The 16,353-nt window shown below is 65.2% G+C and carries 19 protein-coding genes; 12 read left to right on the forward strand and 7 right to left on the reverse strand.

What is annotated here, in order from left to right; all coding sequences use genetic code 11:
- Window positions 1–20: 20 nt before the first annotated feature.
- Window positions 21–371 (reverse strand): hypothetical protein, encoded by a 351-nt coding sequence (locus tag FHX82_RS28660; protein WP_183176905.1) that lies wholly within the window; start codon window positions 369–371, stop codon window positions 21–23.
- A gap of 216 nt (window positions 372–587) precedes the next feature.
- Between FHX82_RS28660 and FHX82_RS28665 the strand changes: the two genes are divergently transcribed.
- A complete protein-coding gene (locus tag FHX82_RS28665) occupies window positions 588–1,058 on the forward strand; it encodes a hypothetical protein (RefSeq protein WP_373308672.1) in 471 nt (156 codons plus the stop codon).
- Between the two features lie 324 nt (window positions 1,059–1,382).
- Here the strand turns inward: FHX82_RS28665 and FHX82_RS28670 are convergent, their stop codons facing one another.
- Window positions 1,383–2,537, reverse strand: coding sequence for an FAD-dependent oxidoreductase (locus FHX82_RS28670; RefSeq protein WP_145932576.1), 1,155 nt, complete (start codon window positions 2,535–2,537; stop codon window positions 1,383–1,385).
- A 137-nt stretch (window positions 2,538–2,674) separates the two neighbouring features.
- On the opposite strand from FHX82_RS28670, the gene FHX82_RS28675 reads away from it, so the two are divergent.
- The 4 genes from FHX82_RS28675 to FHX82_RS28690 all read left to right on the forward strand — a co-directional run bounded on the left by FHX82_RS28675 (window position 2,675) and on the right by FHX82_RS28690 (window position 5,546).
- Window positions 2,675–3,169: a MarR family winged helix-turn-helix transcriptional regulator gene (locus FHX82_RS28675; RefSeq protein ID WP_145932575.1), complete on the forward strand. Its 495-nt coding sequence runs from the start codon at window positions 2,675–2,677 to the stop codon at window positions 3,167–3,169.
- 489 nt (window positions 3,170–3,658) lie between these two features.
- Window positions 3,659–3,772 (forward strand): hypothetical protein, encoded by a 114-nt coding sequence (locus FHX82_RS38105; protein WP_373308676.1) that lies wholly within the window; start codon window positions 3,659–3,661, stop codon window positions 3,770–3,772.
- Between the two features lie 615 nt (window positions 3,773–4,387).
- On the forward strand, window positions 4,388–4,639 hold the full coding sequence (locus tag FHX82_RS37365) for a hypothetical protein (RefSeq protein WP_229881386.1): 252 nt from the start codon (window positions 4,388–4,390) through the stop codon (window positions 4,637–4,639).
- 115 nt (window positions 4,640–4,754) lie between these two features.
- Window positions 4,755–5,546 carry a hypothetical protein gene (locus FHX82_RS28690; protein WP_145932573.1) on the forward strand — a complete coding sequence of 264 codons (792 nt, stop codon included), beginning with the start codon at window positions 4,755–4,757 and terminating at the stop codon, window positions 5,544–5,546.
- Between the two features lie 286 nt (window positions 5,547–5,832).
- Here FHX82_RS28690 and FHX82_RS28695 read toward each other — a convergent pair whose 3' ends face one another.
- The 5 genes from FHX82_RS28695 to FHX82_RS28710 form a co-directional block, all read right to left on the reverse strand.
- Window positions 5,833–6,477, reverse strand: a complete 645-nt coding sequence (locus FHX82_RS28695) for a DUF305 domain-containing protein (protein WP_145932572.1) — start codon at window positions 6,475–6,477, stop codon at window positions 5,833–5,835.
- An 84-nt stretch (window positions 6,478–6,561) separates the two neighbouring features.
- Complete coding sequence (locus FHX82_RS28700; RefSeq protein WP_145932571.1) at window positions 6,562–6,996, reverse strand: hypothetical protein; 435 nt, start codon at window positions 6,994–6,996, stop codon at window positions 6,562–6,564.
- 215 nt (window positions 6,997–7,211) lie between these two features.
- On the reverse strand, window positions 7,212–7,685 hold the full coding sequence (locus FHX82_RS37370; protein ID WP_261377068.1) for a permease: 474 nt from the start codon (window positions 7,683–7,685) through the stop codon (window positions 7,212–7,214).
- Entirely contained in the window at window positions 7,571–8,407 is an 837-nt protein-coding gene (locus tag FHX82_RS28705) for a permease (protein WP_260172477.1), read from the reverse strand. The genes FHX82_RS37370 and FHX82_RS28705 overlap by 115 nt, the downstream gene beginning before the upstream one ends.
- Before the next feature lie 1,999 nt (window positions 8,408–10,406).
- The gene (locus FHX82_RS28710) at window positions 10,407–10,802 is read right to left on the reverse strand and encodes a winged helix-turn-helix transcriptional regulator (protein WP_145932570.1); all 396 of its coding nucleotides are present in this window, start codon (window positions 10,800–10,802) and stop codon (window positions 10,407–10,409) included.
- Between the two features lie 93 nt (window positions 10,803–10,895).
- Here FHX82_RS28710 and FHX82_RS28715 point away from each other — a divergent pair, with 93 nt between their 5' ends.
- The 7 genes from FHX82_RS28715 to FHX82_RS28745 all read left to right on the forward strand — a co-directional run bounded on the left by FHX82_RS28715 (window position 10,896) and on the right by FHX82_RS28745 (window position 16,179).
- Entirely contained in the window at window positions 10,896–11,549 is a 654-nt protein-coding gene (locus tag FHX82_RS28715; RefSeq protein ID WP_145932569.1) for an NAD(P)-dependent oxidoreductase, read from the forward strand.
- A 673-nt stretch (window positions 11,550–12,222) separates the two neighbouring features.
- Window positions 12,223–13,008 carry a methyltransferase domain-containing protein gene (locus FHX82_RS28720; protein ID WP_183176891.1) on the forward strand — a complete coding sequence of 262 codons (786 nt, stop codon included), beginning with the start codon at window positions 12,223–12,225 and terminating at the stop codon, window positions 13,006–13,008.
- A 32-nt stretch (window positions 13,009–13,040) separates the two neighbouring features.
- Window positions 13,041–13,601: a cupin domain-containing protein gene (locus FHX82_RS37880; protein ID WP_183176892.1), complete on the forward strand. Its 561-nt coding sequence runs from the start codon at window positions 13,041–13,043 to the stop codon at window positions 13,599–13,601.
- On the forward strand, window positions 13,598–13,972 hold the full coding sequence (locus FHX82_RS28730; RefSeq protein WP_145932566.1) for a protocatechuate 3,4-dioxygenase: 375 nt from the start codon (window positions 13,598–13,600) through the stop codon (window positions 13,970–13,972). The genes FHX82_RS37880 and FHX82_RS28730 overlap by 4 nt, the downstream gene beginning before the upstream one ends.
- A gap of 1 nt (window position 13,973) precedes the next feature.
- Window positions 13,974–14,828 carry a DODA-type extradiol aromatic ring-opening family dioxygenase gene (locus FHX82_RS28735; protein WP_145932565.1) on the forward strand — a complete coding sequence of 285 codons (855 nt, stop codon included), beginning with the start codon at window positions 13,974–13,976 and terminating at the stop codon, window positions 14,826–14,828.
- On the forward strand, window positions 14,825–15,748 hold the full coding sequence (locus FHX82_RS28740; protein WP_145932564.1) for a fumarylacetoacetate hydrolase family protein: 924 nt from the start codon (window positions 14,825–14,827) through the stop codon (window positions 15,746–15,748). Before FHX82_RS28735 ends, FHX82_RS28740 begins: the two co-directional genes overlap by 4 nt.
- Entirely contained in the window at window positions 15,745–16,179 is a 435-nt protein-coding gene (locus FHX82_RS28745) for a nuclear transport factor 2 family protein (protein WP_145932563.1), read from the forward strand. The genes FHX82_RS28740 and FHX82_RS28745 overlap by 4 nt, the downstream gene beginning before the upstream one ends.
- Window positions 16,180–16,353: the final 174 nt, after the last annotated feature.

A 16,353-nucleotide genomic window follows, 5' to 3' on the forward strand; every position in this document is an offset into this window, starting at 1 on the left:
TATTCGGCGACACCACTGACTTAAAGCGGTTCGCCTTCAAGCAGAATGGACCCGGCCCACAGTCGCTCAGCCGCTGTGCCCGCTCCGTCGCCTACCAGGTCAGAGCCCTGGAAGAACTCCGCGAGAAGCTTCCCAGGCTCGACACACCCGAGCCCCCGGCGATCAAGCGCGATCGCCCCGGCCGCGCCCGTCAACTCGGCCCCGAACAGATCGAGCAGTTGATCGCCGACTACCGGTCCGGCGCGACTGTGTACGAACTCGGCAACCAGTTCGGCATCGAACGACGAACGGTCAGCACCATCCTCCACCGGCACGGTGTGCCGATGCGCCGCCGCGGCCTCTCGCCTGAACAGGTCGACGACGCCATCCACCTCTACAACCTCGGCTGGTCCCTCGCGCGAGTCAGATCACCTCGGCGTCAACCACACCACCGTGCTCAACAAACTGCGCGAACGCGGCATCCCTACCCGAGACACCCACGGACGCCCGCGCGTCGAAGCAGGTGGTGCCCGATAAGCCAGCCTGCAACTATTCCAACTCGATCAGGTTCGGACGGGTCTTCTGTCGTTCACGCCGTCACCCTGATCATGGGCGTCGTCGTCGGCCTCACCTTCCTGTTCGGCTTCGGCAACGTCCTCAACCTCGCGCTCCGGCTCGGAGTCCCGGTCTGGGTCGCGCCGCTTGTCGCACCTGCGGTCGATCTGTCGATCCTTGGTCTGCTGCTGGGTACTAGGCATCTGGCGCTCGCAGGCGCGTCAGCGGACGTGCTGCGGCCAGCCCGTCGACTCCTGATCTTCGCGAGCGTGGTCACGTCGGCCTTGAACGTGGCCGTCCCGATAGCGGCGGGTGAGTACGGAAAGGTAACTTTCGACGCCGTCGGCCCGCTCCTTTTGATCGGCTGGGCTGAAGTGGGCCCCAGCTTCCTGCAGGCGCTCGGTGACTTCAGTTCTTCGACGGCCACGCGCAGTTGGGATTGGCGCGGGAAGCGGACGCTGCGCATCGAACCGCACATCAGAAGCCGATTTCGGCGGACACGCTTCGTGTTCAATTGGGCGTAGGTGCGACTCAGGCGCGACGGCTGGTCAAGGCCGTGCGCTCCGAGTTCCAGGCTCGAATCGAAGGCGGTCAGCAGCTGAGCGGCGTTCCGCAAGACGGTGGGCGGAGCGAGCCTGTTACCGCCTGATGTACCAGGCCAGCAGCGGTCGCGATCAATGCTGGCTCTTTGTCGTCTGCCACGAGCATGCTCGTAGCAGACGACAGGCTCCTCGCCAACGCGTGATCAGGTTGGCAAAGGCTCAGTGCTGCATCAGGCAACGTTGGGTAGCTAATCGGGCTTGCGGTGGCGACTGCCGATCCGTTCCGTGGTTGCGCCGGGTGGTGAGTCAGCGGTGGTGGCGGTGACCGTATGTCGTCGCGCGGTCCATCATTTTCCGCAGGTTTTCGGGTGCGTTGTAGCCGAAGGTTTGCTCGAACGACTGGTATCCCTCCCTTGAGGATGCAGCGCTGCGTGGCAGCATCTCGGCAGCGAAACCCGAGAAAGCCGACTCGATGTCGTCGGGCGACGCAGCGATTGCCTTTCCGAGTTGGGCGCCGTCGTAGAGGGCCCAGTTCGCTCCGTCTCCGTCCGGAGGTGTCAGGTGCGCGGCGTCACCGATGAGCATGGCTCCCGGCACCCGGTCCCACGTGTGTCCGAGTGGCAGTCCCCAGATCGGTCGGGCGACCGGCATGGTCTCGCCGCTGGTGATCAGTTCCAGGAGTTCGGGAGCCCACCCGTCGCCCAGTTCTGCAGCGAGGTTGGTCAGCGCCTGCTCACGGTCGGAGAAGTCGGTCGAGCTCGTCCACTCGAGCGGCTTCTTCATGACGACATACGTGTGAATCACGTCGTTGGCTTCGCGGTGGCCGAAGATCCCTCGTCCGGGTTCCATCGCCAGCATCGCACCTCGGCCGACCAACGCGGCGCTTCGCTGGTGGCGCGTGTCGACGTCGTGGAGGAAGGTCTCCACCCAGACGGTGCCCAGGTATTCCGGCGAGGCCCCGGAGAGGAATGCCCGTACGCGCGACCAGGCGCCGTCCGCGCCGACCAGGACGTCGGTGTCGACCGTCGAACCGTCGCCGAACGTGACCCGGTACGCCCCGCCGGCGCCGACGGCGTCGATCGAGTCGACCTTGTGGCCCCAGTGGATCGTGCCGTCCGGCAGTGACTCGATGAGGATGCGACGCAGTTCCCCGCGCAGAACTTCGGGGTTGCTCAGCTTTCCGTCGTCGGGGATCTCGCCCACCAGTTCTCCGTCCGGGCTCAGGAACCTCATGGCTTCCGCGCCGAAGTTGATGACCGAGCGGAACTCGTCGAGGAGCCGGCATTCGTCGAGGGCGACCTGGCCGTTGAAGTCGTGGATGTCGAGCTGGCCTCCCTGCGTACGGGACATCGGAGAGGCTTCCGCCTCGTAGATGGTCGAGGGGATGCCGTGGACGTGCAAGACCCGGGCGAGGGTCAACCCGGCCAGGCCGGCTCCGATGATCGTGATCGAGCGGTTCATGTGCTGCTCCCACCTTGTGGTGACCGTCGCGGCGCGTACGACCGACGCCGAAACAACCTGCTGTCGCAAAGTTATTATGCGGCAAAACTATTTTGTGTCAAGTAGTAGTCTGTGCCCCACAACGGAGGGAGCTGGAGATGACCGAGGCCGTGCCGGCCGGGGCCAGCGACGCGTGCACGCGCGTGGTGCAGAGCTTCACCGCGTTCAGCGCTGCGCAGAATGAACTGTCGCGGTTCTTCGCCCGGAGCATGAGCATGCACACGACCGACGCCACCGCGGTCGTACAGATCATCGAAGCGGAGGAGCTCGGCCGTCCACTGACACCCGCACGCCTCGCGGAACGCGTGGGCCTCTCCCCCGGGGCCACTTCGATCCTGCTCGGACGCTTGGAGGAAGCCGGGTACGTGGAGCGCACCAGGGAAGACACCGACCGGCGCATCGTGACCTTGCACTCGACCGCTGCGATCAACGCTGCCGCCGACGCGTTCTTCGATCCTTTGCAGCAGCGGCTCGAGAAAGTGCTCGGCGAGTTCACGGCAGCGCAACTGGACACCGTCGCCCGCGCTGCCGACAAACTGCGAGCCGCAGTGGAGTCCTACCTCGGCGATTCCACACCACCTGCACGGGACTGACCCAAACCCCGTCCCTGAGGCAGTCGCCGGTAGCGGCGGCGAAGGCGCTGGGCCGACGACGGCAACTGGGAACTCCCCGGCGTGCCGCGTCGAGATCGGCAAAACGCCACACGTCCCGTCATCCGCGAAGTCGCCGAGCAATCCGGGCTCGCCGTCACCGACGGCCACCGCGTCGACTGACCGGCCCGCCAAGGCTCGACCTCACGATGGCAACGCGAGTTCCTCAGTCAGCCGTCAAGGCTGGACCGTGGTCGTGTCGCCGCATCGCGTGGTCTGACTCGTTACGCCGGGACCATCCACGACTTCGTGATGCTCAACGCTCTACACGACACGTACGCGGCAAAGGCTGCGATCCGACAGGGCCTCCGGATTCCTCCACACAGCGCTGCATGACGAGGTCGCGAGCCACCGAGGCGCTGACCGCATCAACATGCGCGGTCACCACGACTGGATGGCCAGACATCACAGCGGATCGACGAAGCCGAGCAGCTGTATGTCCCAGGCTGGTCGTCGGCCCGCATCGCTGAGCGGTTCGGAGTGACGACCTCGACCGTCCACAAACGGACTCTTCGACTGGCGTCAGCCGTAACGCATCGGTGTTGATCCGCCCGGTGCGGCAGTGGCCGGGGACGCCGCGCACGCCTGCCACGCCACCGCCGCGCACATCGCGATCGAGCGCGGTGGTCACTACGCGCTCACGGTGAAGGGCAACCAGCCCGGCCTGCTCGCCCAGGTCACCGCCGTGTTGTCGCCGGCCGCGCCGGGCAGCGAGCACCACGTAACCGAAGACCGCGGCCGCGGGCGCGGCCGGATCGTGCGTCGGGCCAACTGGGGTCGCACCCGCCGAGGGCATCGATTTCCCGGTGCGACACAGGTGTTCCGGACCCCTACCCGCCCACAAGTCTCGATGCGGCAGCCGCGGGCTCAGACAGGCCCTGGTCGCTGACAACAACCCTGATCGGGCATCGAATGGATCGCACTACACAACGAAAGCGACTCAATCCGGCATCGCGTGTCCAAAAATAGTCTGTGGACCTTGGGGGAACTTACTACAACACAAAACCCCAGGTAGAAGCCCTGGAGACCCTGCTCCAGAAGCTCCCGGCCCCATCCGCTCCCGCTCCGCCGCCCGCAAACCGGCCGAAACCAGCTCGTGCACGGCAACTCGACGCCGACCAGGTCCAGGAACTCATCGCCGGGTACCAAGCCGGAGCAACCGTGTACGAACTGGGCGACCGGTTCGGCATCGACCGGCGGACGGTCAGCAACATCCTCAAACGACACGACGTGCCGATGCGCCGCCGCGGACTGGTCCCCGAGAAGGTCGACGACGCCATCCACCTTTACAGCCTTGGCTGGTCGCTCGCGCGGGTCGGCGCACACCTGGGCGTCGACCACACGACCGTGCTGGCCAAACTCCGCGAACGTGGCATCCCCACTCGCGACACCCACGGACGACCACGATCATGAACGGCGCGGTCGTCGGCACTGTTCATGTCGCGGGTCGCCTGTGCGAAGCTGGGCTTGTCGCCGCTGGTCGGGGAGGCGAGGACGGCAGTATGTCGAGGTCGGGAAGGAGCCGTTTGTGGCGCTCGAGGGCAATCCCAAAGCTTTGATCGAGACGATCGATGGCGTCCTGGTCCGCTCGTTCGGCGTCCACCCTGACCGTGACCACGACGAGGTATGCGCCCTGGCCACGACCGGTTACGTGGTGTCGTGCTGGCGGAATACCGTTCTCGAGGACATCCATGCCGGCGGGTTTGTCTCCACGGCGCGACGTGGATCGTATGCCCGTGACGGGATCCCAGACCGGGACATGGCCCGGCTCAACGTGGCAACCTGGCTCCAAATCCGACCGCACGTCCATCCAACGGGGATCGATGTCATGGCGGTTCGGGACCTTCTGCGTGACAAGAAGCGGACCATAACGATGAGCGCGAATACGTTCACATGCGGTGACCTATTCGCGGGTACCTGGACGAAGCTGGTATGGCATCTCAACGAGGGCGCGTGGTTGCCGGTTCATCTGGCAGACCGGATGTTCGACGGCGACGAAGCCGCAGCCATGAGGTACTACGCGGTTTGTGGCGGTAACTATGCCTCACATTGGTTCGGCAACCCTTGGTGGGAGGTAGCGATCACGGCCTGGGCCGAGCAGAATCCGCCAGCTCGCGCCGAGGATCTCACCCTTGCCCTGCACGCTCCGAATCAGCTCGATGACGACGCTATCCGGTGGCTGATGAACGCGAATTATGACCGATCGTTCAGGGATGCGATAACGACCTGGAAGCTGGACCGTGGAGTCGACCAGGCTGATCTCGCTGCCGGCCTTTGGTTTCCTCCAGGAGTACCTGAGCTGCCGAAGTACCTTCTGTAGGTTTCTACACCCAGCGTCTGCGCCAAGAAGCTCACGGCCGAAGAGAGCTCCGCTGCTTAGCCGGGTCGGCAGACACCTGACCATCGACCACCACGCTGCTGAGGCGGGTGGGAGCGTGACGTTCCCACCCGCGACGCCCGGACGACCGCGATAGTGAATCCATCGGTCCGCCTCGTTCCAGAGCCTCTCGACACGGGTGGCGCATGGGGTCAGGCGGGCTCACGGTCGAGCTGGGGCCGGGGATCCCGCGTCGGCGGGGGTCCCCAGCCGTCGTCCTGCGGGTTGGTCAGCTCTGACCGAGGATGCCGTTCATTTCGGTGATCTCGGCCTGCTGGGCGGTGATGATCTTTTGCGCCAGCGCTTTGGCTTCGGGGCTGCTGCCCTGGGTGAGTTCGGTGTTGGCCATGTCGATGGCGCCCTGGTGGTGCTGGACCATCATTTGCAGCCACATTCGGTCGAACTCAGCGCCCTGCATGCCTTGCAGTTTGGTCATGTCGGCGTCGCTCATCATGCCGGGCATCGGGTTGCTGCCGCTCATGCCCGGCATGGACTGGCCGTCGGTCATGCCGGGCATGTTCATGCTGCTCGTTGCCGGCGCGGCACCCCAGGTGGACAGCCAGCCGGTCATCTGCTGGATCTCGGGGTCCTGGGCCTTCTGGATGCGATCGGCCAGGTCAATCACCTTGGCGTTGATGGTGCGGCTGGGCACCAATTTGGCCATGGTCACGGCCTGCTGGTGGTGCGGGATCATCTCCTGGGCGAAGGCGACGTCGGCCTGGTTGTGATTGCCCTGCTGGCCGGCGGGCGCGCTGGTCGAGCTGGTCATGGAGGCCATGTCGTGGTCGCTGCTGGTGTTGCCGCTGCAACCGGCGAGCACGGTACCGAGGGTCAGGACGGCCAGCGCCGTCCCGACCAGGGTTTTCCTGGTCATTACTAGGGTCCTCACGTTCTGTTGATGGCTGTGGCACAGGGTTCGGCGTGCCGCGCACACCGGTGGTGGGCGGTACTGGCCCTGTCACAGCCGCAGAACGCAGAGGGACAAGAGAAGACAGCTGGTCGGGCGAGCACGAGGAGGTCCGCGGCCCGCGCTGGTCACTGCGGCACTCGGGGTGTGGTGTCTGGTGGTGTTCTGGCTGTGCTGCCACAGCAGCCACGCGATGGCCAGGCCCGCGAGTGCGACGAGCACGGCCAGGCACAGGTGCAGCGGGTCGTGGCTGTGGCCGGGTGAGTGGCCCGAGCCGCTGTCGACAAGGTGGTCCAGGCAGCACGCCGGTTCGGCTACCGGAATCGCCATGGCCGGACCGGAGACCTCCGGGGAGGCGCTCACCATGGTCATCGCCTGGGCGGGTGCCGAGCCGGGGGCAACCAGGCTGTGCATGCCGATCAGGGCGAACGCGAGCGCGGACAGCAGCGCCCACCGCAGGGTTGCTGAACTCGCCGCGGACACCATGTCTCCACCGTAAGGTCAGCCTCGCCTGGCCGCTTCGGGCGGGTGATCGGTGAAGACCGGCACATCACGAGGTACGGCGCGGCCAGCCGCACGGTTCACGACTGCCTTGCGCGACATGGGGTCTGACTGCCTTTGCGATCCACTGCACTGGATGTCGTTATGGCTGGTGATGGCCGTAGTGGGGGTGGTGGCTGTCGGGCTGCGGCTCGTGCCGGTCATGCCCGCCGTGCTCTTTCGTGTGCCGGCGCGTGACCGCTGTGGTGGTCGTGATCGGTCGCCGAGTCCGGTGAGCCGCCCATCATGGCGAGCATATCCCGGCCGCCGGTCCGGAAGAACCACACGAGCAGGACGGCGGCGAGGATCAGGAAGGCGATGTTGAGCCAGGTCGTGTAGTTCCACGAGATCCCTTCCTCCATCACCATCGCGTTGCGTTCCTTCGGGATGAGACCGGCCGCGCCGAAGAGCAACTCGACGAGGTATCCGGCGCCGACCATGGCGGCGTAGAAGGTGCCGAGCAGCACCAGCGTCATGCGGGTGCCGTAGTACTTCCGGTAGATGTTGAGAATCGGCAGGATCAGCAGGTCGGCGAAGATGAACGCGACCACGCCGCCGAAGCTGATGCCGCCGTTCCACAGCACCGCGGCCAGCGGGACGTTGCCGATCGAGCAGACGAAGGACAGGATCGCCACGATCGGGCCGATGATCGGCCCCACAGCGCCGAGGCCAGCGGGTGGTCGGTGAAGAACAAGGCGCGCCACCAGGATTCGGGCACCCACGCGCCGACGGCCCCGGCGATCAGCAGCCCGATCACCAGGTCCCGCAGGATCGCGGCCCACTCCATGACGAACACGTGCGAGACCGAGGTGAACCCCTTCGGGGAGAACAACCGCCGCCAGAACAAACCCTCGCCCGCGACGGACATGTCCATCGCGGCGTGGCCTTCCATCGACCCGGCCAGTCCCTTCTCGGCCTGCTCGCGCGCCTTCTCGATCAGCCGCTTGCGGACGAAGACCCGGAACAGCACGGCGAGCAGCACGATCATGATCGGGCCGCCGACGAATTCGGCGGCGGTGAACTGCCAGCCCATCAGCAGCGCCATGATGATCCCGAGCTCGACCACCAGGTTGGTGGAGCCGATCTCGAAAGCCATCGCGGCGGTGAAGTTCGCGCCCTTGCGGAACAGAGACCGCGCCAGCGCGACCGCCGCGTAGGAGCACGACGACGAGGCCGCGCCCAGCAGTGAGGCCACCGCGAGCGTGCGCGGCCGGCCATCGCCCATCAGCCGCACGATCGTGGACTTGCGGACCACCGCCTGCACCACGGCGGACAGCAGGAACCCGAGGATCAGCGCCCACAGGATCTCCCAGGTCATCGATCCTGCCAACGCCAGCGCATGCCCGAGCGCCGTCATGGACACCACCCCTTCATACCCCCCATGAGTATTTATCCTGAGCAGAGGTAACTCTCATGCTCCCCGCCGTCACTGTGACCGGCACAACAGGACGTCGAGGCAGGACTGGCCCACCTCTCCGGATGTCTATCCGCCACAGCCACCGCCCTGCTGCGCTCCGGTTCTCGGCGGCGCCCTGCGCCATGCCACGGGACCGGACCTTCGGGGAGATCCGCCGGCGGTTCGGGGTATGCGGGTCCATGCTGCACCGCGCAGACGTGCACGCTCTGCTCACCAAGGCGCTGCGGCACACCGAGGTGCGCACTGGTCATCAGGTCGTCGACGACCGGTGGTATCGGTACGGCCACAGTGGATCTCGTGGTCGCCGCTAACGGATTGCGCTCCCGCAGTATCCGAGTCCGTCGTGTACCGGGATCGAGTTTCTCGGGGGCGGGATCAACGGTTCGGGATCGCGCCGTTGCTCGGGGGCAGGTGTACTGGTTCGCCACCCTGTCGGCACCATCCGGCCGGATGCGTTGCTGCGCCACGACAACTATTCGCTCGAAGGGCCGCTGCCCCGTTACGTGTCTGGCCGGGCGGTGCTGCTCGGTGACGCCGCGCACGCGAGACAGGCACTGGAGGACGCGGCCACCTCTGGCCGGACTCGTCGTCGCGGAGCCCGACGTTCAGTCCGTTGTGGACGCCCCCGACTGGGCGCGGCGGGCACGGACCCAGCGTCTGGTGCGGATGTCGGCTCTGACCAGACGGATTAGGCAACGGCAACATCCGCTGGCCGTCGCCGTCCGCGACGGGCTGGCTCGGCTCATCCCGCCCGCGGCTTACCTGCGTTGGCGGTGACTGACACCTTCTCGCGGACCCCCGGCCCGGTGTGGCTGGTGCCCGAGTCCAGGTAGTCAGACGCGGATGTGCGGAGCCGGATTCGGGCTGATGCGGTCGGCCACCGTGGACCGGAAGTGGGGGCAGCGGGTGAAATCCTCGTGCTCGCACTGCAGCCACGCCCTGGGCGGGGCTGGTTTCCCCGCCGGGCTGCCCGGCTCGGTTGCGGCCGACTCGCAAACGTTGGCCGCAGTTCCTCGATTTCTGCAGACAGCTGCGCCGCCGCCTCCTGGCCGAGAAGCTCTACGCGTGATAGCGACGCCAGGACAGGCGCCACCTGGTAGTCGTGACTCAGGGCTCGCAGACTGGCTGCTGGCAACACAACTACCGCAATAAGAAAGGTGCGTGGCCCGATATCAGAGGCCAAGCAGAAACAGCCGCCCCAGTCGTGGTCGTCACTGGTGCCGGTTCCGGTATTGGCCGCTGGTTCGGATGGCAAGCTTACCGAACCGACCCAGTCCTGCGGGATGTGGACGACGTCAGCCCCGGCTTATCCCCGGCGGTCGTGGACATCGAGGCAGCGACGCTGAACCCTCTCAACCTGAAGATGACCTCAGGCGCCATGCGTGAATTCTTCCCCTGACGTTCCCGTACACGCTGGACACCTACTTCGCGGGCATCATCAGCGCTGTCGGCGCCGATATTTTCCGGTTGTGCGCGGTGTGCACCCCAGGGGTTACCGAGGGCGCGGGATCGATGGCGTTGACCTCGTTGCGGCTAGCCCGGACGGCGCTGAGGCCGAATTCGACTTGCCAGTCAGGTGTGCCCGCTGTGCTGAGCGTTTCGATCTATTCCGAGTCGGTGACCGTGGTGCAGTCGATGGCTTCTGTGCGATTTCGGAGGGGATTTTGTCTATATCGCCCATATGCGTCGCTTCGGGGCCGATGAGCGGTGGTGTGATCCGGTACAGATGGCCTTCGTCGAGGAGAGCAATTGCGGCCCCTCGGCGAGATCCCTGTCGGTTGTCCACGACACCGGACCGTCCTGAGGCAGGGCAATCGTTCCGGTTTCGAGGGCCTGACTGATCTGATACCAGACTGTGCAAGCAACTGCTGAGACGGGTACGAAGAAGCAGCCTCCGAGATGGGGGCAGGGAACTATTTCGCATAGATCTTCGGTCCAGTCAGCCGTCGTCTGCGTGGTCGTATTTCTGTTGCGATGTCATGACGTCGGTGAGATGTTCGATCGACCATTCCTGCAGCGCACGTAGTGGTGCCTGCAGGCTCCGTCCCGCGTCGGTGAGCGCGTATTCGACCCGGACGGGGACTTCGGGGTGGACGGTGCGGCGGACCAGGCCGTCACGTTCCAGGCCACGCAGGGTCTGGGTCAGCATTTTCTGTGATATGCCTTCGATCCGGCGGCGCAGTTCGGAGAACCGGGCATCTCCCTCGGCGAGCACGCCCACGATCAGCACGGTCCAGCGATCGCCGATGCGGTCCAGGATGCGGCGGGTGGGACAGTCGGCGCGGTACGGGCTGCCCAGGATCGTGGGTACGGAATCCGTCGATGTGGTTACCACAAAGTGCCTACTTCCCGTCGGGGACCAACGCTCTTACGGTAATCCGCGTGGGGCGGCACCAGTCAACCCCCAGCAATGAAAGGAATCCCTGCCTTGTCTCGTATCACGGTTATCGGCGGTACCGGCTATGCCGGGTCGGCCATCGTCGAACAGGCCGCGGGTCGGGGCCACCAGGTCACCGCGCTGAGCAACAGTGCGCCCGAGGTGCCCGTCCCTTCCGTCAATTACGTCATGGGCGATGCCACCGACGCCGCCGCCCTGGCGCCGGTCATTGCCGGAGCCGACGTGGTCGTCGCCGCGTTGGCGCCGCGCGGGCCGATGACGGGCGTGTTCCGCGCGGTCAACCGCACCATCGCCGAACTGGCCGACCAGGCCGGCGCGCGGCTGTTCGTCGTCGGCGGCTACTCCTCACTGCGACCGGCGCCCGGGGCGGACCGCTTCGTGACCGATCTGAGCGACGTCCCGGCCGCGGTGCACGACGAAGTCCTGGCCGGTGCCGCGCTCATCATCGAAGACCTGCCGGCGACCCCGGACAGCCTGGACTGGGTATTCGTCAGCCCGGCCTTCCGTTTCGGCGCCCACGCACCGAGCGAACCACTGGGCCGCTACCAGCTCGGTGACGACGTCGCCATCGACCCGAAAACCGGCGGCGTGATCGCGGTCGCCGACTACGCCCTCGGATTCGTCGACCTCATCGAGAAGAACCAACACCACCGCACCCACGTCAACCTCGGCAACCCCACCTGAGCGATTACACGTCGCACCGTCTGTGGAGGCTGCGGGTGATCGGAGTGGCAAACGAAGAAGGGGTCTTGACCATGCACATCTTCATCACCAGAGCGACCGGCTGGACCGGCTCGGCCGCCGTCGACCACCTCCTCGAAGGGGGTCACGAGGTCAACTGTGCCGGTCAGCAGGGTTCGCCGTCAGCCGGGTTTCGACACGGGAAGGACACCCGCGCTGGTCGCGTGCCTGAAAGCTTCGAGGACTTCGCGGGGAGTGTGAGCCCTGGGGCGCGATCGACTCTGGTCAGATCCCAGGTAGGTCGCACCAGGGCGAGATCTCGAAGTCGTCGTGGCCTGGTGCGAGAGTGCCCGCACCGTGGTCGGCGCGGGGCCAGGATGTCACCGCAGGCTGCCCGTGTCGTTCCGGTGAGGGGGCCTAGGCGCAGCGCGGCCGCTTCGATCGTGCCGTCGTAGCCGGCCTCCGACAGGACCGCTGTGGCGCCGGCCAGGATGCGCCGCGCGAGTTGCCCGTCCGGCAGCGGAGCCTGCCGGTCACATGAAAGTGCCTTCTTCACCGGTCGACCGTGACGCCGTTACCGTGATCTCCGAAGGCGAACCGCCCGCAGATCAGTTCGCGGCAATGCGGAAAGCAAATCCTGAGCGCTTCGAGCGCGATGTCAAGACAGGAGTTTCAGATGAACTACAACATTGGCGAAACCCGCGGCAAGGCGACACCCTGGGACTACATTCGCGCGAGAGACGTCGAAAAGATGGGTGACATTCTGCACGACCCGGACGAACAAGCACGCTGGGCTTTGGCATTCCTGGTCGCCGGAGGTTTGCCGTACATGTGGAACGAACTCGCGTCGAACATCCAGGACATCTGCTACGCACTGCTGGAACTAGACGAAGGTGACCGAGTCCTCATCGTTGGCGAGGAAGTCGAATCGTGCGGCTGGAAAAGGGGAGTCGAGGCCCACATCGGCTCGACCGGCTCAATAGACCTCTTCGAAATCATCGAAGAAGGCAACGCGGCCATGTACGCGGGCCGACATGGACGCAACGGCCTGCTCGCGGCCTGGGAATGGACGTACACACACGACACTCCTGACAACACCTACGACGCTATCCTGGTCGCACAAGCCGCTCAACACACCGACGACTGGGTAGAGGCCGGCCAGGAATTCCTGCGGGTCCTCAAACCAGGCAGGCGCATCGTCTCTGCCGAGTCACTTATCCCGGGCGGCGGCGGACTCACTGCCTCCATCGATACGGACATCCAGGTCCAAACATGGTTCGACCGGATCATCAGTCCCTTGCAACTCAAGCTCTCCGAGCTCGGGGCCTACACCGCGGAAGAGATCAAGGACGCGTTCGGTGACGGAGTGGAGCGGCCCGGGACGCTCGAATGGCGAGGTGTGCACGTCTTCTGGGGGCGCAAGCCGCTGCCATCTCAAGCCTCGACCAGCACGACAGCCTGACGTCCTGGCCCGTCGCGAAAGAAGGAGAGGACGTGTCAACGCCCACCAATGCACCGAAGCGGATGCAGCCGAAAGCTGTTCGTCGGGTTGTGACCGGTCACGACGCCACGGGGAAGGCAGTAGTCGTCGATGACGGTCAGTCACCGGACATTGAGGTCATCGAGGACGCGCGAATCGCGATCGCAGACATGTGGCGGATGTCGAGCGTGCCGACTTCCGTAGATGCGTGGGAAAGGCGAGATCCCAGCGCGCCCACGACTATCGTTATAACCGGCGGCCTGAACTTCGCGATCTTGCAATTCGATCCGATCCCGGAGGGCACGGCCATCGACGGCGAGGCGGCGTTCGCAGACGCCCACGTCGAGAACGCTCGGCACCCGGCCATGCATCGGACAGAGACCGTTGATTTCGGCATCGTCATCAGCGGTTCGATCACCCTGCTCCTCGACACGGAGGACGTTACCTTATCCGCTGGTGACGTCGTGATTCAGCGCGGAACCAACCATGCCTGGGAGAACCGAGGCGACGTGCCGTGCCAGATGGCATTTGTGATCGTGGACGCACAGTCCCTTCCGTCAGGAACGTTCAAATGATGCCGCTGCCCTCGTTCGACCTCAAGGAGCCCGGCACTGTGCAATTCACGGCTGAGCGTGCCTTCGATGGCAGGCACCTCACAGCCTTCTGTCTTTCGTTGCGCGACGAATCGAACCGAGCGGCGTACCTGACCGACCCGGATGCCTACATGCAGCGCTACGCGCTCACCGCCGCGGACCGCGACCTCGTACGCGCCCGAGACTGGACTGCCCTGCTGCGCCGTGGCGCCCATCTGCAGGCAGTGCTGAAGCTCTGCGCTACTCACGGCGGAAACCTGTTCGACATTGGAGCACACAACGCCGGCGTGAGCGTGACCGAACTTCTTGCCGCATGCCCGCGGATTGTCTCCGCCGTTCCGGGAAAGGCTTGAGATGGCTCGTATCATCGGCGGACTCGGCATTTCGCATACCCCGTCCATGGGGGTCGAGTTCGATCGAGCAGCCGACAACGGCGCTGTCGCGACCGAGTGGCAACCCTGGTTCGAGGGCACCCGGCCAGCACGGGCGCTCCTTGAACGACTGCGGCCGGATCACCTCGTGATCGTTTACAACGATCATCTCAACCACTTCACCCTCGACGCGTACCCGACGTTCGCCATCGGCGTCGGTAACGGTTTCCCTCAGATGGACGAAGGCTGGGGACTGCGTCCCCTCCCCGAACTCCCCGGTGACCACAGGTGGGGCATCCACCTCACGGAGCAACTCATCGAGCGTGACTTCGACCTCACGGTCTGTCAAGGGCTGGGAGTCGACCACGGCATCTTTTCGTGGCTGCCCTACCTGCTTGAGCCACCGTGGACGGTGCCGATCACTCCGATCGCGGTCAACATGATCCGAGAACCACTGCCACGCCCTCAGCGGCTGGCCGACCTCGGCCTGGCTCTGCGTGCGGCGGTCGAGGCTCATCCGTCCGAAGAGCGCGTACTCATTGTCGCTACGGGCGGTATGTCCCATCAGATCAGCGGAGCAAGATTCGGCATCGCCAACGCTGACTTGGACAAGTGGTTCCTTCAGCAGCTGCCCGCGCATCTCGACGATCTGCTCAAGATCGAGGTGCGGGAACTTCAGCGGCTCGGAGGGACAGAAGCCTCTGAGCTCGCCCTCTGGTATGCCATGCGTGCGGCACTGGGACCGCAGGCGGGAGTCGAGTATTCCTTCTCCAGCTTCCCAAAGATCACCGGTTGTGGGGTGCTGGTGATGACTGAGCCCGAAGAGGCGATCCGATGAGAATCGGTACCGCCTTGCTGAACGGACAACCCGCCGTGGTCGCCGCCGCCAGCGACGACATGGCCGCGGCCGTGCATGCCTTCGACTCGATGGAGACACTCCTGGCCGCGCCCCGCGAGACGGCAAACGCCATCGTCGAAGAGGCGACCGCCTCCGCCCCGCGATTCGCGGTCGCTGAGCTCACCTGGCTCCCTCCCGTCCCTCGCCCTGGAAAGGTTCTCTGCGTCGCGCTGAACAACAGCGCCAACCCGGACCGGATCATCTCTGGCCCCCCGACACCGGCGCTGTTCACGAAGCCCACCACGAGCCTCACCGGGCATGACACTCCGCTGCGACTACGCGCTTCCTACGGGCGCGTGCACCCCGAGCCGGAGTTGGCGGTGGTCATCGGCATCGGCGGGTCCGATATCCCACACGACCGCGCCCTGCGGCATGTGTACGGCTACACGGTGTTCAACGACCTCACCTCACCGACCCTCCGCGCCGAGGACACCTTTCACTACCGCGCCATCCATCCGTCGGATAGCGAACCGGACGGTGTCCGATACGTTGAAAGCTGGGTAACCTACCCGGCGCGTTACAAGGGCTCGGACACATTCGGCCCAACCGGCCCGTGGATCGTCACGGCGGACGAAGTCGCGGACCCACACGCCCTGCGTATTGTCTGTCGGCACAACGGTCAGATCATCACCGATGACAACACCGCTAATCTGCGATTCAGCGTCGCTGAGGTGATCGCATTCGTTTCGTCGTACATGACCCTCGAGACTGGCGACGTCATCGCTATGGGCACCGCGTTGCGCCGCGCGAACTCGGGCGGTGGGGCCGTGCAGAATCTCGACCTCGTCGCGCGCGGCGGAACCGTCGAAGTCGAGATCGAGGGCCTCGGAGTGCTGCGCAACCATGTGGAGCACCGGTGACAGCCAGGTGTGTACCGCCCGCGGAACGCGCAGCGATCGAGGAACTCAATGCTCGCTTCGCCTGGGCTCTCGACCTAGGCGAGTTCGACAACTTGCGACAGGTGTTCACTTCCGAGGCGCGATACGTCAGCGGGGAAAGGATCTATGCGGGTGTCGACGCCATTGTCTCCAGATTCACGGCACGGACAGGACCTCGCACGACCCGGCACGGCTGGAGTAGCCTGACGCTGCAGGCCACGGGCGACAAGATCTACGGCCTCAGCAGCTGGTATACCTTCGCCGCGAACCAGGACGCGCCAATATCGGGAACCGGCGTCTATCTGGTGGCTGATTTCGTCGACATCTACGTCTCCATCGCCGACGTTGGTTGGCGCATTGCCGAGCGGACAATTCACCCTGTATTCAAAGATGAGCGGTTGGCTCCAACATGAATTCGTTCCCTGACCAAGCTGAGGACTCCTTGGCTCGCCTGCGCGACGTGCCCAAGGCGCCGGGTCCGGCGCGCACTGCACTCCTGGGGCCCGAGGAACTGACCGCGGAGCAGGCCGAACTGCACGCCACAATCGCTCACGGTCCCAGAGCCGAACAGACATCGGTCCCCCTGA

This window comes from Amycolatopsis bartoniae (assembly GCF_014191255.1).
Lineage (GTDB): Bacteria > Actinomycetota > Actinomycetes > Mycobacteriales > Pseudonocardiaceae > Amycolatopsis_E > Amycolatopsis_E bartoniae.

What these genes read in the sequence shown, in the direction of transcription:
- FHX82_RS28665 (WP_373308672.1), top strand. Translation starts at nt 588, where the DNA reads ATGGGCGTCGTCGTCGGCCTCACCTTCCTGTTCGGCTTCGGCAACGTC.
- FHX82_RS28670 (WP_145932576.1), bottom strand. Translation starts at nt 2,537, where the DNA reads ATGAACCGCTCGATCACGATCATCGGAGCCGGCCTGGCCGGGTTGACC.
- FHX82_RS28675 (WP_145932575.1), top strand. Translation starts at nt 2,675, where the DNA reads ATGACCGAGGCCGTGCCGGCCGGGGCCAGCGACGCGTGCACGCGCGTG.
- FHX82_RS28695 (WP_145932572.1), bottom strand. Translation starts at nt 6,477, where the DNA reads ATGACCAGGAAAACCCTGGTCGGGACGGCGCTGGCCGTCCTGACCCTC.
- FHX82_RS28700 (WP_145932571.1), bottom strand. Translation starts at nt 6,996, where the DNA reads ATGGTGTCCGCGGCGAGTTCAGCAACCCTGCGGTGGGCGCTGCTGTCC.
- FHX82_RS28705 (WP_260172477.1), bottom strand. Translation starts at nt 8,407, where the DNA reads ATGACGGCGCTCGGGCATGCGCTGGCGTTGGCAGGATCGATGACCTGG.
- FHX82_RS28720 (WP_183176891.1), top strand. Translation starts at nt 12,223, where the DNA reads ATGAACTACAACATTGGCGAAACCCGCGGCAAGGCGACACCCTGGGAC.
- FHX82_RS28730 (WP_145932566.1), top strand. Translation starts at nt 13,598, where the DNA reads ATGATGCCGCTGCCCTCGTTCGACCTCAAGGAGCCCGGCACTGTGCAA.
- FHX82_RS28735 (WP_145932565.1), top strand. Translation starts at nt 13,974, where the DNA reads ATGGCTCGTATCATCGGCGGACTCGGCATTTCGCATACCCCGTCCATG.
- FHX82_RS28740 (WP_145932564.1), top strand. Translation starts at nt 14,825, where the DNA reads ATGAGAATCGGTACCGCCTTGCTGAACGGACAACCCGCCGTGGTCGCC.